The organism is Candidatus Delongbacteria bacterium, from assembly GCA_020634015.1.
In the GTDB taxonomy this organism is placed as follows: Bacteria; CAIWAD01; CAIWAD01; order CAIWAD01; family CAIWAD01; genus JACKCN01.
On sequence record JACKCN010000001.1, the window covers coordinates 839298 to 861892 of the forward strand.

Genomic DNA, 22595 nt, shown 5'->3' on the forward strand with positions numbered 1-22595 from the left:
CCCGGTTTTCCCCGGGACGCCGGACCTAGCGTTCCGTATCCAGGCGGCGGGGTTCGGGGCGCGGCCGGCGACCATAGCCCACCAGGGTGCGCCGTGTGTGATCCAGGCCGTTCAGCCTGGCCCGCAGTCCTCCCAGTTCCTCGCCAAGCTGCCCGCCCAGCCTGTCTTCCATGGTCGAGATCCGTGCCGACCGGGTGGCCAGTTCGGCGCGCAACCAGAGTCGGTGTGGATGGGCCTCGGGCCAGCGGGCACGCAGTCCCTCGACACACTCGGCCACGGCATGGCCCAGCTCCTCGCGGCGGTTCAACAGGGCGTCCAGATGCTCGAGATTGTCATCCCCGCCGCCCAGCAGGCGCAGCAGATTCTCCCACTCGTCCAGCAGCCTGAACAGTCGGTCCTCGCCCGCGGATTCCGTCTCGGAAGCGGCAAGGCCCTGCGGGTGTGCAGCGCTCATTCGACGGTCACTTTCGAGAGGGTCTCGATCAACGGTTCAATGGCCACCGCCCAGCTTTCCAGGCCTTCGCTCAACTCGTACTCCAGCAGGTCGGCCAGCAGAATCAGGTCACGATTCTCCTGGGCCGAAATCACTTCGTCCAGCAGCGGCTCGAAGGTGCCCGAGAACCCGGTGATCACCACGGCCAACTCGCCGGGCAGGTAGCGGGTGAGAATGCGCCCCATCTGGGTCACGCCCGACTTGAGCAGCTCGAAGTTGTCGATGATCCGGAACAGCACCAGGGTGGCCGTGGCTTCATCGCCGATGCGAAGCTGATCGGCACAGGTGGCCAGATCACGGCGCAGGGGCGCCACCATTTCCGCGGTCACCTTCAGGGATTCGGCCACCAGTTCCTCGGGACGGTGCACGCCCAGTTCCAGCGACTGCGGTTTGCCCAGTCCGTCAATGGCGTTCAAGTCACGCCCGGTGACATCCTCGCCGTTCACGCGCACGTGGGTGATCAGCAGGCCGCTGTCACGCATGGCCAGCGCCACCTGCTCCATCAGGGACCGGTAATCCAGCCCACCCAGCGGCACGCCGGAAGGCAGGGCCCAGGGTTCTCCGTTCACGATGATCTGCATGGTTCCTCCAGGGGACGGGCATCCTTGCGGCTGCCGGTCGGGGTTGAATAGGTCGTTTTCAGTGTATCCAGAATCTCGCGCACCCGATGTCGGTACAGGTGCCTGCTCAAAACCGTCTCACGGGACTCGCGTGCCAGGCGGCTCCAGAGCGGACGATCACGCAGCAGCCGGTTGCTCAGCTCCAGGGCCTCTTCGGGCGTGTGCCAGGCCAGACAGTCCCGCCCGGGAGTGAAGAGCAGCTCCAGGTCTTCCTGGGCGTCACCCAGCACCACGCTGCCACACAGGGGCACATCAAAGGCGCGCTGGTTCAGCGCCGTGGGCATCTGGCGGCTGGTGCTGTTCAGGTTCACCCGGCAGCCCCCATAATGCAGGGGCAGCGCTCCGTAGTAGTCCAGGCCCGGCAGCAGGCGCAGGGCCGGCTCCAGGTTCTGCCAGCCGCGGTCACCACAGACCACGAAATCGCGCTGGGCAAAGGCACGCACCAGGTCCAGGCGGTCCCGCTGGGTGCCTTCCAGTACCAGCAGGCTCTGCAGTGTGCGCCAGCCGCGCTCGTCCAGACCCGAAGCCAGCAGGGGAATCCGCAGGCGCTGTTCTTCCAGGAAGGTCTCCACGGGAATCCGGCGCCCATTGAGGACCCAGTCTTCCAGCAGGCGTTCGTACTCGCGACGCTGGGCCGTGTTCAGCCCCAGCCGGATGCTCCACTTGGAGACGGCCTCGACATTGGAGCCCCCCACGAAACTGCAATCGCGCTGGCTGCCGGCCGCGCCCCGTGTGGCGAACTCGCCATTGCCCGCCAGCGGCAACCACTGGACCGAACCAAAGGGCAGCTGCTGCATCGCGGGCAGCCAGTGGCGCTCCCAGACGAAGAGATGCGTGTTGCCCGTGGCCACCCCGTGATGCCCGTCGAGAATGTAGACGGGGCTGTCCACGTACCATACCGCCACGGGTATGCGCAGTTTCTCCAGAATCGCCGCCAGCCGTCCTTCTGCATCGAAGCCGATGTGGTTCACGCAGAACACCAGGTCCGGGCGGAAGTCACCCAGCTTCTCCAGCAGCCGGTTGAGGAAGTCCTCGTCGATCTTCAATTCCTGATGCACGACCGTGGGCGCGATCCGGTTGCCTTCGCGGCTCAGCGGCACTTCCAGCACCTCGCAGCCCTGCTCGCGGAAGGCGCGGCTGCATTCGCGCAGCAGGAAGTAGCCACTCTGCAGCACCAGCACGCGCCGCCCCTGCCAGCTGCGTGTGCGCAGACTGCCCAGGCGCGAAGGATTCAGCCCGGGGCTGAAGTGCTCCAGCAGCCCGGCAGCCCAGCCGGGAAACGCCGCGCGATAGGCAGTGTTCACCACCAGGTACAGATCCGGATATCCGCGTTCCATCTGTTCGCGCGTGATGGCATCCACCAGCTGCATGGGTGTTCCGTGCAGGAGGCGTACGCCGCTCGGGGGCCGCTGCTCGCCGGAAATCCGCGCGCCGGTGCGAGGCGGTTCCAGCTGGAGCACGCCCTGCCAGTCACCGCGGGAGGCCTCCTCGGCCAGGTACCCCAGCCCGCCGCCCAGCAGCAGCAACATGGCTGGCTGCTGCACACCCAGGCCTGCCAGCAGCGTGCGAGCCTCGCGACGCGGGTCCAGCGGGCTGTGCACGGCCAGCCTGCGCTCCCCGCAGCTCAGCCAGAGAGTCGCATCACCCCGGCGCGAGGGGCCGCTTTCGAATGCCCATTCACTCATGGCAGATGGGGTCCAGTTCCTGAGTCCGGGTCACGGGTTCCAGCTCACGGATCACCGTGTCCAGCATGTTCGCCAGCTCGAGGGCCCGGTGGGCCAGCGTGTCGTAGATCCGGCCCATGGCGCGATTGGTGCGTTCGAAATCCGGTTCCTGGTCCAGTTCCTCCTTGTCAAAGCGGAAGAGCACGGCCAGCGGGCGCAACCAGGTGTGCGACATCTCGCGCTTGAACAGGGTGGCGTCAATCTCGATCACCCGGCTTGACACGCGCTCCAGCAGTTTCAGACTGGGTGCAGAGTTGGAGAGGTCCAGTGCCACTTCACCGGTCAGGGCATGCCCTTCGCCGGCCAGCTGGATCACATCGTCCAGAATCTCGCGGGCCTGATTGCAGCGATGCAGCAACAGAGCGGGATCCGGGGCGACGGCCAGCCGCGCGCGCAGACCGGCCAGCTCATCGACCAGCGAAAGCGCCAGGGGCTCGCGGACACCCGCGCGCAGCTCGGTCTTCCAGAGCCTGCGGTAACACAGGCTGAAGATCGCTTCCGGAGACAGCTGCTCCTGCAGCAGCGGCACCAGGGTCTGGAAGCCTTCGGCATCGCGTTCGCAACGGAAGACATGCACTCGCTCGGCGTCGGGCCAGGTCTCCGGCACGCTGCCGTCCAGTTGCATCCGGGCGGCGGCGGCCACCGCGGCCGGAGTGATCCAGTCACGGCAGTTGATGTGCGGGCATTCCACATGGTGGCTGCAGGGCGAACAGGCGATGCGCGGCTGCAGCACCAGCGTTCCGGGCAGGTAGGCCGCAGTCTCCTCGGGCAGGGCGGTAGCCAGGAAGAGGCTCACCACGGGAGTCCCCATGGCGGCCGCGATGTGCATGGTGCCGGTGTCGTTGCTGATCAGCAGGTCGGCGCGAGTGCAGAGTGCACTGAGCTGCGCCAGGTTGGTCTGGCCGCTCAGGTCGTGATACACCAGCTCGGGAGCCAGAGTCATCAACGAGGCGGCCAGTGGCATTTCCTTCTGGGTGCCACAGAGCAGGAACCGCGCCCCGCACTCTTCGGCCAGAATGCGCGCGCAGCGGGCGAAACTTTCCAGCGGCCAGCGGCGGTTGTCGCGGCTGGCTCCCAGCTGCAGCATCACCAGGGGGCCCGGTCCGTCCAGCGGCAAGTCGGCGGCCCAGCGGCGGGCCTCGTCACCCGGTTCGAGGCAGAGTGCCTGACCGACGCCCTTGGGCAGATTGCCGATGCGGCGGTAGATGTCCACCAGATTGAAGGAATTGAAACCCCGGTTGGCGGTCACGTTGAAGAAGTACTTGACCCAGTCGTGCTTGATGTCGCGCTGGCCCGTGCGGTGCACGCTGAGGCCACGGATCTCGCCCCGCGCCACCAGCTGGCTCAGCAGGGCGCTGTCATGGCTGTGGGTCAGGTTGATCACCAGATCCCAGGACCGCTGGCCAAGAGCCCGCACGAAATTGCGATGCCAGATCACCGCATCACCGAAGGTCCAGCCCGGTGCCATCAGGCGGCTCACACTCTCGTCCTGTTCGTAGACCAGTACCTCGTCCACGGCGGGAATCTGCTGGGCCACTCCGCGGAAGGCGTCGATCACCAGCAGCGCGATGTGCGCATCTGGATGCTGCTGGCGCAGACCCTGCAACAGCGGCGAGGTCTGCACGATGTCGCCCATGCGGGTCAGGTTGATCACCAGGATCTCAGCCACGGGAGGCCCCCTCGAGCATCTGGTCGATCTTCTTGCTGCGAGCCCATTCCTGAATGCGGCCCATGTAGAGGAACAGGCGCTCGGTCTCGCCCAGTTCGCCCTCGAGCTGGCTCACGTGACGCGCGATCGAGGACACCGTGTGATCCACATCGGGTGGCAGCTGGGCCAGCCAGGCGGCCAGTTCCGGATCGGCCTCGGCCACCAGGCCCGCTTCCTTGCGCGGAGCGGCGGTGGGGAACCAGTCCGCGCCCAGCTGATGCGCCAGCTCCAGGAACTCGGCCATTCGCACCTTGAAGGTGTGACGGGCCAGCACTTCGCGCCGCCCCGCCTCGGCCATCTCCCGGGCCTGCCCGGGATGCTCCAGGTACCAGGTCACCAGGTCGCGCAGTTCGTTGGTGTCACGGTAGGTGGCCAGATGCTTGCCGGGAACCAGCAGTTCCGGCAGCAGGCTGCGCTGGTCCACCAGCTGGAATCCGCCGCAGGCCAGGATGTCGAAGACACGCGGGTTCACGAAGTCGCCATCGGGATCGACGCCCGCGTGATAGGTGGAACTGTGCAGGTTCAGATTGATCCGGCTGTTGGAGAAGATCCAGCGGTTGCGGGCCTCGTCCGTGCGCCGACCTCCGTCCTGGATCATGTCGAAGGCCGGGTGCAGCGGGTTCCAGTCGGAGCCCCAGATCTTCAGCCCGTGGTCACGCAGTTCCAGGAACGCGGTCTGGCGATTGTGATACCCGGCGCCCACGAAACTGAGCGGGATGCTCTCCTCGGGCGTTCCAGGCTCGGGAAAGTGGACCGAGGGGTCGCTGCAGAGCGGCAGGTAGCGCACGGGGTTTCCCGAGAGCGCGGCCAGCTGCTCGTGGAAGCGGCCCTTCTGGATGGTGAGAAACAGGTCGAAATGCCCATGCAGGGCCTTCCAGTAGGGCATGGTCTCGTAGTCCTCGACGAACCAGAAGGCCGTGCGTGCTCCCTGCTGGCGCAGCTGCTCGCTGACCCGCGCGCTCACCGGGCTCTGGGCCAGCGCGAACACCAGGTCGGGCCGGAAGCGCGAGGCTTCCAGCAGCACCAGCTGACCCATCAGCTCTTCGAATCCGGAGAGCAGACTGCGGCCCTTGAGATGCCGGTCGCCCGCGTTCAGCAAGGTGCGATGAGCCTGCTCCATGCCGTCCAGTGAGACACTCTGCACCGTGTGCCCCAGCGCCCGAAAGGCCTCGGCCGCGTGACGCGCCAGCGGCAATGAACCGCCATACACCGGCTCCACGACCATGATCCGCAGACGGCGTTCGCTGGCACGCAGCTGCCCCAGCTGGACCCGCGTGCGGGCACAGAATCCGGGGAAGGCGCGCACGATCGCCGGCAGGTCCAGCAGCTGCTCGCCGTCCAGAGGAAGCAGTTCCTGTCCGGGCGCCACCAGGTCCACACGGGGATCGGCCAGAACCTCGGCGTCCTTCCAGAGGTCCAGTGCGCAGGACAGATACGCCATGTCGGGCACAAGAATGCGCAGGGCCTGGACGGGCGCATCCAGCAGCAGGCGTTCCAGCACACCATTGCCGTGGCCCACGAGCGTCACGCGTGCGGGAATGCCATCGGGAAATGCCTGCTCGAGCAGGCGCTTGGCCTCGCGCTCGGGATTCAGGGGCGAGACCATGGTCTGGCCCTTCCAGACCAGACGCTCCCGCTGTGTCGAGGAGGTGCTGCTGGCCGTGCGAGCAGGGTCCAGTTCCAGGGCGGGCCAGCGCTGGGCGACGATGGTGCGGGCATGCATCAGACGTTCTCCTCGTGCAGGGCGTGGGTCTCGAGATGGCGGACGGGGTGTTCCATCCAGTCGCAGGGCTCACCGAAAGCGGAGACATGGCGGCCCGCCAGCCGCAGTTCATTGACGAAGAGGCCCAGCTGGCGGCGCATGTAGTCAAAGTCCGAGCGGATGCCGGAAACCATTTCGCGGCGCACATTGCCCGCATATCCGCGGCCCGCGCTCCAGCCCAGGTCCACTCCGCTGAGATACAGCTGGCCCTGACTCAGTTGGCGCGCGGCGTCCAGCGCGGGTCCCGCCACGGTTCCCATTCCGGACTGCAGCGTTCCCGGCGTCCGACCGTGCCAGGGAGTGGGCGGCAGCCCCGGACCCACGGGAAGTGCCAGAATGCGCGGACCGGGCCAACCGGACACGAATCCATGGTTGGTGCCCGGCACCCAGAGCAGGGGAATGTTCTCGGCCACCACCGGCAAGTCCGCCTGGATCACGTTCATGCCATCCACGGCGATCACCAGGTCGGGCACGATGCCGGCCTTGAGCAGCGGATTGAGTGCGGCGTTGACGGCAATGATGCGCAGCTCCGCACGCTGGGCACGCAGGGTCTCAAGGTCCTTGTCCAGGCTGGGGCCCGCTCCGCAGACCACCACGGGCTGCTGCTTCCATGAGCCCTCGTAGAGCCGGAACTCGGCGCTGGTGGCCAGGAAGACCGAATTCAGCCGGGCATTGTGAGCCAGACTGGGCTCCTGGGCATAGCCATTGCGGCGCCGGCTGAGAATGTCCAGCACGAGCGAGCAACTGCCCGGGAGATGTTCGGCCCAGAGCGCGGGAGTGGTGGCCAGGGTCAGCAGGGGCTGGTTCTCGTGTTCGCTCTTGAACAGGCCGGCCAGCAGGCGCAGGAACTCGCCATCATCGGCGGGCCGATGGAGTTGCACGCGGGAATCCTGCAGCAGCCTGCGCGCCGAAGGCAGGGCATGCAATGTGGCCAGCACGCGCACATCCGCTTCCAGAATGCGCACGCTGGACGCGCCCAGCTCGAGGCAGGCCAGGGCCTGCCAGCCCAGACCGCAACCCAGCAGCAGCGGACGGCTGCCCGGCACGACTCCGGCTTCCCGGGCCTGCCGCATGGCCTCGCCGGCCGGATTCACCGTGCTGTGCACCAGACCCGCACCGGGAACACGGAAACTGTATCCACCCTGGCGACAGCTCACGAGGGAATAGGCCCGATGCTGGTGCGCCAGGGCCGCCAGGTCTTCAAGAGTCAGGGGGCGGTTCATTGCATGTCCTCCGTGTGCCGCACCAGGATGTTGCACTGGCGAGACCGTTGGTGGGCCATCCGGCTTTCCTCGTGGCGGCCCATCTGTTCCAGCATGCGCTCCTGCAGCCTGTGCAGGCGCGGGGAGCCGGGTTCCTTCGCGATCAGGGAATCCAGCAGGCTCAACCCGCGCGCGGGTTGATGATCCAGTTGCGAGAGCTCGCAGCAGAGGCCCGTGATCGCGGACGAGGGACGCTCGGTGGCCAGCAGTTCAAGAGCGGTGATGTTGCGCTCGTTCACCAGCCGTCGCACGTACTGCAGGCGCAGGCGTTCTTCGGTGGGCAGCCACGATGCCGTGATCCAGTCCGAGTCGGACAGTCTGAGCAGATTCGCTTCGGCAGCTTCGCGCAGGCCGGCTTTCCACTGCAGGCGCGCATGCTCTAGCCTGAGTTCGTCGGGAAGCTCAAGCCCCTTCGTGTGCATCACGTGCATCAGGCTGTCCATGCTGGCGACTGCGTGGGCCGTGAGTCCGCAGTCATCCTCGCATCTGGCCAGCGCCAGCCACAGGCCGGGCTCGTCAGGAAGCCGTCGCAGGGCCAGCTGCAGCAACTGGAATTCCCAGCAGGGAATCGTGATCCGTTCGGGATTGACCACGATGCCCGCGCGATGGCGGCGGTTGAGGTTGCGAAAGACCTGGGCCAGCATCTGTGCCGCCTGCACGCATTGCGCGGAGTCCAGCTGTTGTGCGTCCCAAAGACGGATCAGGCGCCAGGCTTCCAGTGCCAGCAGGCAAAGCCTGGACTCACTGCCGGACAGCAGACTCTCGGCTTCGTCGGTCCGGCCGCTCCGCAGCAGTTCCTCGGCCTGCCCGATCAGCAGCTCGTCCCCCAGCGGGCCGGTCAGGCGGTGAGAAGTGGACGGCTGCCCGGCGGCGCGCGCGGCACGCGGTGTGTCACGGGGATCGGCGAGACCGTTGGCCACCAGGCGCTGACGAATCCAGTGCTCCAGTCGGGGCGCCGCGGGAATCTGCTCCAGTCGTCGGTCTTCCATCCGGGCCAGTTCCAGACTTTCGAGCAACATCGCGCAGCGACGGGTGCGCGTGTGATCGGCGTTCAGCCGCTGCCAGCCCGCACGGCCGATCTCGTGGCAGGTGTCCGGAGAGGCCAGCAGGCGGTCCAGTTCCTCCTCCACCGTGTCCGGTGTCCAGGGCACGAACTCCCTGCCCGGGCGCAGCAGCAGGGACTGACCTTCGGACTCCTGTTCACTGAGCACACAGGCGCCCTGCGCGGCCGCTTCGAGCAGGCGGAAATTGACTTCGCCCCCGATGCACTCGTTGAGCACGATCCGCGAGCGCCCATAGATGGCCGCCTGTTCCAGTGGAGTGAGGAAGGGCGTGAAGGGCGGACCGTAGAGCGCCAGCGGAAAACGGCGCGCCAGGCGCTCGAGCAGCTGCATGCGCTTGGGGCGGTGCGCAGCCAGAAAACTGCCCACCATGCTCACCGGGATGTCACGCGGGCCGGACTCGATGTCGCTGCTGACCTCGTGGGCGGAAATCGCCCAGGGCAGCCAGCTCGCCCGCAGCCCCGCGGCCTGCATGGCCGAACAGACCGCCAGCTGGCTGCAGAGCACGTGGTCGAAGAGCCGTCCCAGCGCCAGATGCCAGTCCAGGTGCAGGTGACCATCGACCGAATGGAAGAGCGTGGGACAAGGGGCTTCGGCGATGCCCTGGGGAACCCGGCGCCGCTTGAGGCTTTCGCTGAGCAGCAGCCGGTCGGGTGTGAATCCCGCAGGCAGGCGTGACCAGATGGCATCCAGCGTGTACTGTCCCGGTGCGAGATGGATCTCGCAGGCCGGGTCGGGCCCGATGTTCACCACCGCATGGCCCGCGGCTCGCAGCTCCTCGACGAAGAGGGGGATGTCCAGAACCAGCAGGTTCATCGCGAAAGTTCCTTGGTGGTCAGACAGGCGGCCTTCCAGTGCGATGCGGTCTCCAGCAGTCCCACGGGGCTGCCGATGCCCAGTCTGCGCTGCCAGCTGGCGTGATCCATTCCATTTGCGCATGCGGCCCGCCAGGCTTTTCCGTCGGCCATCAGCGGCTCGTGCGCGCCATCGCCCCGCAGGAAGGCCAGCTGGGCCAGCTTTTCCTCGCGACGATACCACCCGCCACTGCCCAGATCACGCAGCAGCCAGCCACCGCCCTCGAACTCGCAGCGCCAGAGCGCCAGACGCGGGTCGGCGGGATGCGGGGGCGTCTCGCCCCGCAGGATCGCCAGCGCGATGCGTGCCACACCGTGAAACTCGATCCAGTGGCGGCAATCGAGATTGGCGCAGGTGGGCGCCCCTTCATGGCAGGGGTGGCAGTCGGCCGACACTTCCAGCACGTGGGCGCCATGCTGGAACGGCCCGGTCTCGGTCACGCGCGCACTGGCGTGGTACAGCCCCAGCAGGGGAGTGCTGGTGGCGGCGGCCAGATGCAGCACGCCTGTGTCCTGGGCAATCACCAGCGCGGCATTCTCCAGCGTCAGCAGCAGCTCGTCCAGCGAGGTGCGTCCCGCCAGATTGATCACCGACGGAATGCCCAGCGCCAGCTTCTCGCAGGTGGCACGTTCAGTGGCGTTGCCAGTGAGCAGCAGGCGATGTCCGGGCATGGCCAGGGCCAGCTCGCGCAGCAGTCCCCGCCAGAACAGGGGTTCCAGCTGGCGCCAGCGACTGCCCGATCCGCTGTGGATCACGATGTCGCGGCTGTTGCGCACGCGGGCCGCACTGACCTGACCTTCCACCCATGGCACACTGGCCAGCATCATCTCGCTCAGGTGCACCAGGTTCTCGCCACGTTCCTCGCCCAGGGCGGCCAACCAGGCCGCGTAGGGATCGCCGGCCACCCCGGCTCCGCACCGGGAGTTGCCGGGCAGCAGGGCGGCCAGTTCGGTGGCGGGCACCGCATCGTTGAGACAGATCACATGGTCCCAGCTGCCGTGACGGCTTCCGGCCAGCAGGGTTCCCAGCCGCGTGCGCAGGGCCGTGAACAGGACCGCTGGATCTTCCAGCCCCTGCTCCAGACTGCGCGTGTCCAGCACCATCAACGAGTCCAGCCGCTCGCGCAACCAGTCTCCGGGGTCGAAACCGCAGATCAGGTCCACCCGGGCACCGGCCTGCTTGAGGCCGAAGATCAGCGGCAGACTCTGGGCCAGATCACCCAGGCGGGCCAGTTGGATCACAAGCACATGAGCGCTCACGAGGACACTCCGGGCGACGTCAGCGAGGTGTGTTCGGTGGCCGGTGCCAGATTCAGGATGCCCGCCGCCAGTCGCTCGGCCTGGGCCTTGTTGCCCAGCGCGCTCTCCAGCTGGATCAATTGCCGACGCAGATCCAGCTGGTTCGGGTACTGGTTGATGGCCCAGCGCAGCAGCTTGCGGGCATCCTCGTGACGCTCGTTTTCAAGCAGCCAGCTGGCTTCGCGCCCGGTTTCCTCGGGTGAGGGATCCAGTGGCAGATAGCGCACGGCTCCTGTCCTGGGGTCGCGGTCGAGGCGCAATCCGGCCTGGGCCAGCACCTGGGCCTCGTCGCGGGGCAGTTTTCCCTGCCAGCGTTCCTGCAGCACCAGCCAGCTGTGGGCGATGCGCTCGTTGCGGCCTTCGCTGCGGCCTTCGAAATGCAGGACGCTGCCGTCGGGATTGTAGACGATTCGGTAACCCGCGTCGCGCACGCGCAGGCACAGGTCGATGTCTTCGTAACAGTTGACGAAGTTCTCGTCCAGGCCGTGCATGTTCAGATACAGCTCGCGCCGCATGGCCAGGCAGGCGCCGGTGACCGCGCTCAGTTCGCGGCGGCGCATCACGGGCGCGCTCAGTCCGGGAAGGCCCCGGAACACATGCCAGGGCAGACCCTCGTTGTTGAAGACCACGCCAGCGTGCTGCACCGTGCCGTCGGGGTAAAGCAGGCGCAGGCCCACGATGCCCGTGATCGGGTCGGCCAGTTCATGGCGCAGGGGCAGATCCCAGCCGGCCTGCACCACGGTGTCGTTGTTCAGCAGCACCACCAGCTCGCCACTGGCCTGGCGCACGCCCGCATTGCAGGCCCGGGCGAATCCCAGATTGAGCGGATGATGCACCACCAGAATGTCCGGCTGACTGGCCAGCAGCTCGCGCGTGCCATCGGTGGAGCCATTGTCCACCACCACGATCTCCACATCGCCGGAAGTCTGGCGACGGATCGACTCCAGGCAGGCCCGGGTCAGCTCGCACTGGTTGTAGACCGGAATCACGATGCTCAGTCTCCCGGACACGGTGGTGCCGGCCTGGAACAGCGGGCGTTCGAACCAGCCCGCTTCGTAATGCAGACGGAACAACTGCTCGAGCAGGGTGTCCTGCTCGCGATCGAGCTGGGCCGCCAGGTCACCGGCCATTCCGGCAACTCCCTGAAGCGCACTCAGGTCCAGACGCGACAGTTCGCTCAAGGCGCGCTCGAGAAAGCGCATGTCGCGGCGGTCCGGGGGAGACTGCGGTTCGTTGCCCGCCACCTCGTGGAACGCCCGCGCGTTGAGGGCGTGCCAGACCCGGGCAGCGGCGCCCACACGACGCTGGCGCGCGGAAAAGCCACGATAGTCCATCGCATGGTCGTGATACACCTTCAGCGCCGAGTCATAGGCCAGAATCAGTCCCTGAGCCATGGCACGGCTGGCGAATTCGCCGTCCTCAAAGGCCGCATAGGGAAAGTCCTCGCGGAAGCGCAGACCGCTGCGCCGCAGGAATCCCGCGTCCAGGGCCACACCGCTGGTGTAGAAGTAGGCCGCGGGCAGCATGGCGCGGGCGGGCAGGCGCTCGAATGCGAACTGCATGCCGTTGCGTGAGACCAGTTTCATCACCCGGTTGAGAGCCAGATCGGGATGCCAGTCGACGCGCGCCAGCAGCGCCACGCGCTCGTCATTCCAGCCACGCCGGCTTTCCTGGAGTCGGGCCACCAGTTCCCGGTCGGGAATCATGTCATCGCCCGTGATGAAGACACAGCCCACCCCGGAACCGGACTGCAGCAGCAGGTCCAGACCGCGGTTGCGCGCGCGCGCGGGTCCACCCTGCACATCCAGGCGCAGACAGTCGATCTCCAGCCAGGCCTGATACTCCTTGACCAGCGACTCGAGACTGGCAGGACTGCCATCGTCCACCACCAGGATCCGGAACGAGCGCGAACCGGCGCTCTGCTGGCGATAGCCCTCGAGCACTCGGCGCAGGGAGTCGGGACGGTCGTGGGCCGTGATCAGGATCGCCAGGCTGCCCCTGACACGGATCACACGGCTGCCGAAACGCCAGGGCAGCGGGCAGGAGTCGGGGGCTTCCAGCAGATCGTTCAGGGAGGGCGGGGTGGCACGTTCACCGGCGAACCAGCCCAGCAGCCCGCGCAGCAATTCATCCTTCGAGAGCTGCACCATGTCCACCGGCCCGGCAAGGCGCTGGGGACGGCCATACTCGACTTCTTCCACCCAGGGGAAGGGTGTCGGCGCTTTGAAATAGAGGTGCCAGGCATAGTGGCGCGCACGCCGGCGAGTCTCCGCCTGCGGCAGAGGATTCTGCAGGCAGTCCTGAATGCTTTCCTCGAAGGCCGCCGCGCTCACGGGTTCCCTGGTGAATCCGCGTCCCGCGTAGTGCACGTCTCCACAGACCAGTACCGTGCGCCCCACACAGGCCAGCTCGAGCCCCAGTGTGGTACAGAAGACCAGATTCAGGTCGGCGGACTGGGCCAGATCCCAGGAGCTGGTCGGATCGTCCGCATCGATCACCTCCAGATTGGAGGGCGGCATGCGGGTGGCCACCCAGTCGGCCGTGCGATCGGCCGTGGGGTCGTACTGCAGGCTGGCTTCACCGGGATGCACGCGCAGCACCACATCCCACTGGGGATGGCTGCGGGCCAGTTCGATCACCGCGACCAACCAGTCACGGTAGCTGCCGAACACGGTGGGGCGACTGCAGATGCTCGAATCCCAGCTCACATTGCTGAACACGGCGATCCGCGTGCGAGTCTCGCCCGCGCGAGTGCCGGCGCGTCGTCCCGGCCCCGCGGATCCGGTGCCGAAACGGGCGTTGGAATCGCGGTTGCTGCGGCGACCATCCAGGTAGGAATCCAGCAGGGCCGCCTGTGCCGACTCCAGCTCGGGCGCGTCGTCCGCGGGCAGCAGATGGCCGATTTCCATGTGACACGAAGGACCCGCATCGGAGAACATCAGGGTATTGCGCACGTGACCCCGTTCGTAGTTGATCACGCGCAGGCCCAGGCCCCGGGCCACTTCGCTCAGAGTGCGCTCGGTGCCGAAAAGCCCGTTGAGCACGACCAGGCACTCCACACCTTCCCGGTGCACGATGCCCGGGAAGCGCTGCTCGACCTTGAGGATGGTCCGGGCGTGCTGGCGCAGCACGTCCCCGGACATGATCTCGCGCACCGGCTGGCCGGATTTTCCCCAGCGCTTGATCGAGGGAGTCAGCAGTTCTTCAAGGCTGAATCCGGCCACACCCAGACGCAGGATCCGCTCGTCATCCAGCCCGTTCAGGCGCGCATCAAGTTCGGCGTCCTGTTGGACACTGCCGCGCAGTGACACTTCGCGGAAACCGGCACGGGCATGCACTCCCTGCTGGAAGCGGGCGCAGTCCTGGCAGAAGGCCCGATGGGAGCCGTGGTTGGCCAGAGTGGTGTGATCCACGCACTCGCAGGCTTCCAGACTTCCCGGCTCGCAGCCCAGAAAGAGCACCTGGTGCCCGGCGGCCCTCAGGGCCTCGGCCATCAGGTGCTCCCACTCGTGATGAATGGGCCAGTTCTTGATTCCGGCAAAGAGGAAGTTCACAGCGGGCTCCTTCCGCCTGACTCCACCAGGGAGCGGCTTTCATGGACGGACAGGTGGGGGGCACGGGCCACGGGACGTACCGGACGCGCCACCAGGGTTTCCTGCCAGGCGCGCTCGGCCACGGGTGCACTGCCGCTGAGGAAACCGGCGTACAGTTCCTGGCGATGCAGGGGCAACGGCAGGCGTTCGCCGGTCCAGCCTGCGGGAAACAGGTTTTCCAGACAGGCCGCGAAACTGGATCCTTCGGGAATGCGCCAGGCCCGCCGGGCATGATGCGCGAACACGGCGGGTCCGAAAGGCAGCAGTGTCGTGGGCAGACCGTGGCTCTGGCTCTGAGTGGAATGTTCGCTTTCGATGCGCTCCAGCCGCGCGTTGCCCAGAGCGGCCAGCAAGGCCGGCATGCGATACTGGAAGCCGAAGTCACTGGGCCCCTGATCACCGACCGAGCGGCAAAGTCCGGCCCACCAGCGGGCACTCTGGATCACGGAGGCGTGCGGACTGAGCAGCGCTCCTCCGCCACCCAGGCCCGGTTCGTGGTGACTGAAATCCAGCACGCGGGCATCGGCGGCCGAGGATGCCAGCTCCGCGTCCCGCAGGCTTTCGGGCAACTCGATCAGCGCTAGTCCATGCCGGTGGCAGAGCTCGAGCACATCACGGCGCCGGGGACGCAGACCCCCAATGTGCGGCAGCACCACGGCGGCCACACGCCGACCGCTTTCCCGTTCGAACCAGGCACTTCCGCGCCTGAGGCACTGGGCATCGAGGAAGGTGGCCAGGGCTATGGGGTCCAGCGACAACCCGGTCGGCTCCACATCCAGCAGCAGGGGGCGGATTCCCAGATGGATCACGGGATTGACGAAACGGATCTCGCAGAGGGTGGACAGCACCACGCACTCGCCCGCCTTGATCTCGAGTCCGGTCAGGGCCAGCTGCATCGCAGCGGATGCACTGGTGGTGGCCAGGCCCGGTTGCTCCAGTCCCGCCAAGGAGGCCAGCCGCATCTCGAATTCGGCGATCTGGGGACTGTCTTCAGCCAGTCCGCTCCCTGACAGACAGGCAGCCAGCGCTTGCAGTTCAGGCCCGGGCATTGCCGGTCCCTTCGCGTCGGTCATCGGATTGCTCCCACCAATGTGATCCAACCGGGCGCAAGGCCGGGATGGAATGAATCGTGGCTGGTTTCCTGCGCAGGGTCGCCACGTAGGAGGACAGCATGGTGCGGTCCAGACCCCAGTGATGACAGGGGCCGGGTGCCGCGCGGTCCAGAGTGATGTGCACACTGATCGCCTGAGCGCCCGCGTGGGTCGCAGCCAGTGCGCAGGCCAGAGATCCCGTGTGGTCGCAGAAACCGCAACGCTCGAACCAGCGCTCCAGCATGCTCACACGATCGGGGGACGCGCTGCCTTCGTCCAGGGGAGCCGGCAGGGCACCGTGCATGACCAGGGTGCGTCCGGCATGGGCACCAAGATGCTGCCGGAGCTGGTCCAGATCGCCCGTGTCCGCTTCGCCCAGTTGCACCACCAGGGGAATCCGGGTCTCCAGCGCCAACTCGAGCAGTGTGTCCGCCTGGCCGTTCTGGAGATCCAGAACCAGAAAGTCCGGACCCAGCTCCTGGCTGAGAACCAGTGACACCGGGTCACAGGCGTGCAGCCCGATGTCGATGCGCCGCGAGCGCGCCAGGGCAATGCAGTGCCGGATGGCCGGCGCTCCCAGTTCGCAGGCCCGCACGGTCTCGGAGTCCAGATCCAGGGCGGGCAGCGGCCCGGGCGTCGCCGACCAGGGGTCGGGCATGCAGAGCCCCGCCTGATACACGGGAAGGCAGACCGCCTGCACGCCGCAGCTGACCGCCATCTCGATCAGGGCCACCGCGCGCGCCAGACTGCCATCGTGATTCACACCCAGCTGGGCGATCACCGCAGGAATGCGCAGCGCTCCGGGCCTGCCGGAAGTGCCCATGTCACTCGTTCCCTGTGTCACTCGTCGGCCTGCACCTTGGCGACGCGTTGCTTGCGGTGTGCGCGCAGCAGTGTCTTGTAGTAGCGGGGATCCAGGCGGATCGAGGGCTGGTTGGTGATGATGTCCCAGTCCTCTTCGGCCATGTCCTTGGTCACTTCGTCGAGATGCTCCAGCACGGACCCCAGATCCTTGCCGATCCAGAACTCCACATCCTGATCGATGCTGGCATCCCAGCTCTGGGTGGAGACTGCCCGCTCGAACACATCTTCGTAGCGCTCGATCGCGTAGATCTTCGCTTTGCCGTCCTTGCGCTGGCGCAGGGCGTCCACCTGGTAACCCAGGCCCAGTCCAAGCACGAACAGCGCCTTCTTTCCCTGGATGCGGTCTTTTTTCTTCATGACTCCACCTGTTTGGAAATGCCTCGTCTCACTCGGGGTTGGCAATTCCGGTGCCAAGTCAGGAATTGGCCCCAACTGTTTGAATTTCAAGAGCTTGAAACTTCTGAAGTTCAGGAGCCCGCAGCTTCCGAAATGAGGAAGGAATTGCCCTGCTGGGCAGAAATTCCCCCGTCAGGAGCCTTGGCTGCACGGCGAAATTCCGGGCAGAAAACAGGTGCGGGAAGTCAGAGGGACGGGGGATGATCCCTGAGGAAGGCGGCCCAGTCGGCGGGCGCATTCAGATTGAGGAAGGGCAGGTCGGAGTCGGTTTCGATGGTATGTCGCACATCAACACGCCTGGCGATGGCCCGGTCCAGACGTTGTCCGGGCTCGAGTGGGTCCAGGCGGGCCAGACCTGCCGCAAGGCCGGGACCGATGCGCAGCGGATGCCCGCGTCTGCCCCGGCGCGTGGGTTGCACACTGTCCAGTTCCCCGAGGGGATGAACGAGCAAGGAGCGCAGCAGTCCGGAATCCGGAAGTGGTACATCCACCGGCTGGATCAGCACCGAACAGGACGGGGCGCCCTTCAACGCCTCAAGGGCGACAAGCAGACTGCCGAGGGGACCTGATTCCGGGTACGGATTGAGGTGGAGAGTGAGGGTCAGTCCGTGATGCGGTTGCCATTCTCCCACGGTGGGCAGAGCGGGCGCGTGTGCGGCGGGGATCTCGCTCAGGACCACCAGGGCACGGTGGCCACCGGCGGCGGCGAACCATTGCAGCTGCTGTTCAAGCCAGGTATGTGCGCCAAAGGGCAGAAAGGCCTTGGCCTGCCCCATTCGCTGGCTGCGGCCGGCCGCCAGCAGAACCAGCAGGGGCAAGGGCTCACTCTCCGGCATGGATGCGTTCCAGCAGGTCGGTGGCAATGCTGATCGCGATTTCCCGCGGCAACTTGCCCAGCTTGCGGGAACCCAGCGGACAGTGAATCCCATCCACCTGAGGCTCGCTGAACCCTTCGGCCAGCAAGGAACGCCGGAAGTTGTGCCACTTGGTCTTGCTGCCCATCAATCCCAGCCAGGCAGGTGCCTGGGGCAACAGAGTGCGCAACAGGTCCAGGTCCAGCTCGTGGCTGTGGGTCATCACGCACACGATGCTTCGCGCGGGCTGGAAGCGGGCCGAGCCAGCAAAGTCGGGACCGTGTTCCAGATGACGGATCACGCTGGCCGGCATCTCGGGGTGCTGCAGCTGGTCTTCGCGGGCATCGATGCATTCGATGCGCACTCCCGTTCCCTGCAGAACCTGGGTCAGGGCACGGGCCACATGTCCGGCACCGAAGAGGATCAGTCGGGGACCGCTGTTGAAGATCTCGATCAGCAGGTCCACGGCACCCCCGCAGATCTGGTCGTGGGCGGGTGTCAACTCGGCGGACAGTTCCAGATCTTCACCCGAGTGCAACTGGGTGCGCGCCTGCTCGATCGCCTGATGCTCCAGACCACCACCTCCAATGGTTCCCACAACGCGATCCGTGGTGACCATCATGCGGGCCCCGCGCTCGCGGGGGGCGGAACCCCGGACCCGGATCACGGACACCAGGGCGAAGGCCTCGCCGCTTGCATGCAGGGTCGCCAGCTCGTTGATCCAGTCGGACATCAGGCAGTCCCTTTCATGGCCGTCCGCAGCGCCCGCTCCAGCAGGGCGGAGGCCACGCGTCGGCGGTAATGCTCGTTGGAGCGCAGATCGTCGATGGGATGGATCGCGCGCTGCAGGCTGTCCTGCAGACGCGGAATCAATGCGCGTTCGAACCGGGCACCGACAAGCAGTGTTTCACATTCAATCAGGCGCACGCAGGTGGGGGCAAGGGCTCCGCCGGCCAGAAATGCCTGTAGGACGATTCCGTCCTCGAGATGCAGGGCGATGGCCAGCGAGAGCTTGGCGATCGACTGGGCTTCGCGCGTGCCGACTTTGGTGTAGCTCTCATGCCAGACTCGTGGATCACGCGCCGGCACCAGGATGGCCGCGATCAGTTCACCGGGACGCAACGCCGTGCGCCGGTAGTCCAGAAAGAAATCAGCGAGGGGCATCTGCCGGGATCCGGATGGGCCGACAAGCTCCAACTCGGCTTCGTAACACATCAGCGCGGGTGGACTGTCGGCGGCCGGGGAAGCATTGGCCAGATTGCCTCCCAGCGTGCCCCGGTTCTGGATGGCCCAGCCTCCGGTGAGGCCCGCGGCCCTGGCGAGCATGGGAAAGGTTTCGCACAGAACCGGGTCGGCCAGGATCTGGCTGTAGGACGTGGTGGCGCCGATGCGCCAATCACCAGCGGATGTGCGTGAAATGCCTGCCAGTTCGGGGATGCGCGAGATGTCCACGCAGGGCTCGCCGTCCAGTGGCCGCAGCTGCTTCTGCACCAGCAGGTCGGTGCCACCGGCGAGGGGACGGCAGCCCGGATTGTGCTGCATCACCGCCAGCAGGTCGTCCAGAGTATCGGCCGCGACAATGCTCCAGGGGGTGCTCATGCGGACTCCTCCGCGGCCTGGATCACGCCGTCGATGATCTTCATGTAGCCCGTGCAGCGACAGAGATTTCCCGCGAGTCCGCGGCGGACTTCCTCGCGAGTGGGGCGGGGATTCGCCCGCAGCAGTGCCAGTGCCGCGATCACCATGCCGGGAGTGCAGATTCCGCACTGTGTGGCACCCGCCTGGGCCATGGCGGCCTGCAGGCGCGCGCCGAGCGCGTCATGTTCGACTCCTTCGATGGTCAGCACGGCGCGGTCGCGCACCTGGAGCATGGGCAGCAGACAGGCGTTGACCAGCGTGCCATCCACGAGCACGGCGCAGGCTCCGCACTCGCCCTCGCCACAGCCTTCCTTGCTGCCGGTGAGTCCCAGGTCGATGCGCAGCACGTCCAGCAGGCGCCGGAAAGGATCCCCCTTCCAGGTCTGCGGTTGGCCATTGAGCAGAAAACGGATGGGTGACTCACTCATCGCTGGCCTCCCGGAGAGACAGTTCGTGCAGCAGGCGCTCGGGCAGGGCGGGAATCGCCGTGATTCTGGTGCCCAACGCCATGTCCAGTGCCGCACAGATCGCGGGCGCCGGGCCGTCCATGGGCAGCTCGCCGATCCCCTTTGCGCCGCCCGGTCCATGGCTGAACGGGTGCTCGAGGAAATGCACGCCGATTTCCGGGGTATCGGCCGCGGTGGGCACGATATAACCGGAGAGGCGATTGTTGGCCATCGCGCCACCACGCCAGGCCACTTCCTCCATCAGGGCCCAGCCGATGGCCTGGGTCACGCCGCCCTCGATCTGCCCCTGGGCCAGGATCGGATTGATCACGCGACCCACCTCCTGGACCGCCGTGAACCGTGTCACGCGGGATTCCAGCGTGGCGAGATCGGTTTCCGTCTCCGCCACGTACACGGCCCAGGCCCAGGCCGCGTAGGCATCGCCCCGGTAGGTGGCATCATCCCAGTTGATTCCAGGTGGGGCCTGATACTGGCTGCGCGTGCGGAGAGGACCCGACAGGGTGGCTTGGCGGCAGGCTTCGGCGAACAGGTCCGGGGACTGGCCGGGAGTCCAGCCGTGAGCTTTCAGCAGCTCGCAGAGGTCACACACGGCGCGCCGTACCAGTTCGCCCACCACCATCGCCGTGCGCGACGCCACCGTGGGCCCGCTGTCCGGCACGTGGGCCGTGTCGGGCCGGGCGATGCGGATGCAGGAAGCGGGCAGCCCCGCACTCTCGGCCGCGATCTGGGTGAAGACAGCTATCGCGCCCTGCCCCATTTCGACACAGCTGGTGCGTACTTCGATCAGGCCTTCGGCCAGAGCGGCGACTTCAACGACCGAGGCCAGAGTCACCTCTCCGCTCCCGGTGAACCCGGCTCCGTGCATGAAGGTGGAGAGTCCCACTCCGCGCCTTGTGTCAAGGGACTCCCGGTTGTGAGCCAGCGCGCGGCGATGGACATCGTGATAGTTCGATTTCTCGAGGGCGTGATCCAGCAGAGCCGACCAGCCGGGATCCTGGGTCATCTGTTGACCGGTGGCCATGCTGGCGCCCCTGGTCAGTAGATTCATCCTTCGGAATTCTACAGGATCCAGTCCAGCTGCGGCGGCCACCCGGTCCAGCTGGCGCTCGAGGGCGAAGATGCTCTGTGGGGCACCGAAACCCCGGAAAGCACCCATGGGCGGACGATTGGTGGCCCAGGCCCGCGCCGTGACACGCACATGGGGACAGGCATAGGGACCCGCGGCGTGAATCGCCCCGCGCGAGAGCACCACGGGACTGAGTGTCACATAGGCTCCGCCGTCCAGGTTGAAGTCGATCTCCAGAGCAAGCAACTTTCCCGCGTCGTCGATGGCCGTGAGGATCCGGGTCAGACTGGGGTGGCGCTTGGTTGTGGCCAGCATATCCTCGTCGCGCTCGTAAACCATGCGCACGGACTGGCCCGCCTTGAGCGCCAGCAGGGCCGCGTGCGCCGCCAGCAGACTGGGGTACTCTTCCTTGCCGCCGAAGGCGCCGCCCGTGGTGAACTGGATCACGCGCACGCGATCGGCGGGCAGATCGAGGATGGGCAGCAAGCCTTTGTGCACATAGTAGGGGCACTGGAGCGAGCCCTTGATCACGACCCCGCCGCCGATCATGGGCTCGGCCTGGATCGCCTGGGGCTCGATGTACAACTGCTCCTGCGCCCCGGTTTCGTACTCACCTTCCACCACCAGCGCCGCACCTTCCCAGACGGAATCCGGATCGCCCTTGAGGATGGTGTAGCTCTTGAGCAGGTTGTCGTCGCCGTGGATCCGTTCGGAACCGGTCATGGCCGCACGAAGATCCTCGACGGGCGGCTCCTCATCCACGAGAACCCGCACCTGTCTGACCGCATGGCGCAATGTCTCTCGATCGGGATGCGCCAGCAGCAGCACGGGCTCGGCCGGGTGATTGATCCGGGTGGCGGCCAGCACGGGTTGGTCGTCGGTCAGCAATTGCAGCCGATTCTTGCCGGGCACGTCCCTGGCATCGACGATGACGAACTGGCTCCAGTCGATCGTGGGCGAGAATTGGATTCCACGGATTGTGCCCCGGGCGCAGGTGCTGCGCACAGTGGCTCCATGGAGCACCCCGTTTCCGGGGAGGTCATCCGTGTATCGTGCTTGTCCGCGGAGTTTGTCCGGGGCTTCCGGCCGGGGAAAGGAACTTCCGATGCGGCAGCTGTCGGTGGGATCGTTCATGGTTCTGGCTCGCGCTCGGGGACGGCGGGTGGTCTGCCGTCCGGGGTGTCAATGTGGCAATTGAACTGTGAGGGATGAAGCTGGGCGGGAAGAACGGGTGGCTCCGAATGGGGCTCGAAGCCCGGGACCTCGGGAATCTGGTGGGCGATCTGCTGGGGAGACTTTGAAGTCAATTGCGTGGAGGGTTTCCTGGGTGGCTCTGAGGGTGGCTCCGCGCGGGGGCAGGTGGAAAGTCCCGGGTGGCCATCCATGATGGACCCGGATGTGAGTACCTGAGATGTGGATGCGAAACTGGACAACTCTTGTGGAAAGGGTGGCTCCAAGGGTGGCCCCGCAAAGCTGGCCGTCGCAGAACTGTGCATGACTGCCCGGTCACTTCCTGGGAGTTGCTCCGCTCCGGCTGGACTTCCGGACAACACCGGTTCTTGAGAACCGCTGGCCAGTCGGGAATGCGTGCCTTGCAACGGGTGGCTCCGTGGGTGGCCCGCTGTAGCTGGTGTCCCCGATGTGTGGATGAGTGCCTGGAATTCTGCCAGGATTCAAGTCAACACGTCAAGAGATCCGGCGAACAGTCAGTCCCGGAAATGGTTGCCAGACTGGACACTCCCCGTGCAACGGGTGGCTCCGAGGGTGGCCCCCTGAAGCTGGCGTCCCCACATGTGTGGAAAACTGATGGATTGCGTTCATTGGGAGGAATGGCAGGACCAAC

17 protein-coding genes are annotated in these 22595 nt (G+C 66.4%); all 17 read right to left on the reverse strand.

The annotated features are described in order from the left end of the window. Positions 1-25: 25 nt before the first annotated feature. The 17 genes from H6678_03380 to H6678_03460 all read right to left on the reverse strand — a co-directional run bounded on the left by H6678_03380 (position 26) and on the right by H6678_03460 (position 21886). Positions 26-454 (reverse strand): hypothetical protein, encoded by a 429-nt coding sequence (locus H6678_03380; GenBank protein MCB9472835.1) that lies wholly within the window; start codon positions 452-454, stop codon positions 26-28. Continuing rightward, positions 451-1074: a hypothetical protein gene (locus H6678_03385; GenBank protein ID MCB9472836.1), complete on the reverse strand. Its 624-nt coding sequence runs from the start codon at positions 1072-1074 to the stop codon at positions 451-453. The genes H6678_03380 and H6678_03385 overlap by 4 nt, the downstream gene beginning before the upstream one ends. Then, a complete protein-coding gene (locus H6678_03390) occupies positions 1059-2798 on the reverse strand; it encodes a glycosyltransferase (protein MCB9472837.1) in 1740 nt (579 codons plus the stop codon). Before H6678_03390 ends, H6678_03385 begins: the two co-directional genes overlap by 16 nt. After that, a complete protein-coding gene (locus tag H6678_03395) occupies positions 2791-4506 on the reverse strand; it encodes a glycosyltransferase family 9 protein (GenBank protein ID MCB9472838.1) in 1716 nt (571 codons plus the stop codon). The genes H6678_03390 and H6678_03395 overlap by 8 nt, the downstream gene beginning before the upstream one ends. Next, entirely contained in the window at positions 4499-6268 is a 1770-nt protein-coding gene (locus H6678_03400) for a glycosyltransferase (protein MCB9472839.1), read from the reverse strand. The genes H6678_03395 and H6678_03400 overlap by 8 nt, the downstream gene beginning before the upstream one ends. Continuing rightward, on the reverse strand, positions 6268-7530 hold the full coding sequence (locus H6678_03405) for a DUF115 domain-containing protein (protein MCB9472840.1): 1263 nt from the start codon (positions 7528-7530) through the stop codon (positions 6268-6270). The genes H6678_03400 and H6678_03405 overlap by 1 nt, the downstream gene beginning before the upstream one ends. After that, the gene (locus H6678_03410) at positions 7527-9446 is read right to left on the reverse strand and encodes a glycosyltransferase family 1 protein (GenBank protein ID MCB9472841.1); all 1920 of its coding nucleotides are present in this window, start codon (positions 9444-9446) and stop codon (positions 7527-7529) included. Before H6678_03410 ends, H6678_03405 begins: the two co-directional genes overlap by 4 nt. Further along, positions 9443-10744, reverse strand: a complete 1302-nt coding sequence (locus H6678_03415; protein MCB9472842.1) for a glycosyltransferase family 9 protein — start codon at positions 10742-10744, stop codon at positions 9443-9445. The genes H6678_03410 and H6678_03415 overlap by 4 nt, the downstream gene beginning before the upstream one ends. After that, positions 10741-14337: a glycosyltransferase gene (locus tag H6678_03420; protein MCB9472843.1), complete on the reverse strand. Its 3597-nt coding sequence runs from the start codon at positions 14335-14337 to the stop codon at positions 10741-10743. The genes H6678_03415 and H6678_03420 overlap by 4 nt, the downstream gene beginning before the upstream one ends. Beyond that, positions 14334-15449: a DegT/DnrJ/EryC1/StrS family aminotransferase gene (locus H6678_03425; protein MCB9472844.1), complete on the reverse strand. Its 1116-nt coding sequence runs from the start codon at positions 15447-15449 to the stop codon at positions 14334-14336. The genes H6678_03420 and H6678_03425 overlap by 4 nt, the downstream gene beginning before the upstream one ends. Further along, the gene (locus H6678_03430; GenBank protein MCB9472845.1) at positions 15412-16290 is read right to left on the reverse strand and encodes an N-acetylneuraminate synthase family protein; all 879 of its coding nucleotides are present in this window, start codon (positions 16288-16290) and stop codon (positions 15412-15414) included. Before H6678_03430 ends, H6678_03425 begins: the two co-directional genes overlap by 38 nt. Before the next feature lie 17 nt (positions 16291-16307). Then, the gene (locus tag H6678_03435) at positions 16308-16688 is read right to left on the reverse strand and encodes a hypothetical protein (GenBank protein MCB9472846.1); all 381 of its coding nucleotides are present in this window, start codon (positions 16686-16688) and stop codon (positions 16308-16310) included. 224 nt (positions 16689-16912) lie between these two features. Further along, positions 16913-17563 (reverse strand): NTP transferase domain-containing protein, encoded by a 651-nt coding sequence (locus H6678_03440; protein MCB9472847.1) that lies wholly within the window; start codon positions 17561-17563, stop codon positions 16913-16915. Then, the gene (gene xdhC / locus H6678_03445; protein ID MCB9472848.1) at positions 17550-18314 is read right to left on the reverse strand and encodes a xanthine dehydrogenase accessory protein XdhC; all 765 of its coding nucleotides are present in this window, start codon (positions 18312-18314) and stop codon (positions 17550-17552) included. The genes H6678_03440 and xdhC overlap by 14 nt, the downstream gene beginning before the upstream one ends. Beyond that, entirely contained in the window at positions 18314-19180 is an 867-nt protein-coding gene (locus tag H6678_03450; GenBank protein ID MCB9472849.1) for a xanthine dehydrogenase family protein subunit M, read from the reverse strand. Before H6678_03450 ends, xdhC begins: the two co-directional genes overlap by 1 nt. Next, the gene (locus H6678_03455; protein MCB9472850.1) at positions 19177-19647 is read right to left on the reverse strand and encodes a (2Fe-2S)-binding protein; all 471 of its coding nucleotides are present in this window, start codon (positions 19645-19647) and stop codon (positions 19177-19179) included. Before H6678_03455 ends, H6678_03450 begins: the two co-directional genes overlap by 4 nt. Next, positions 19640-21886: a xanthine dehydrogenase family protein gene (locus tag H6678_03460; protein ID MCB9472851.1), complete on the reverse strand. Its 2247-nt coding sequence runs from the start codon at positions 21884-21886 to the stop codon at positions 19640-19642. Before H6678_03460 ends, H6678_03455 begins: the two co-directional genes overlap by 8 nt. Positions 21887-22595: the final 709 nt, after the last annotated feature.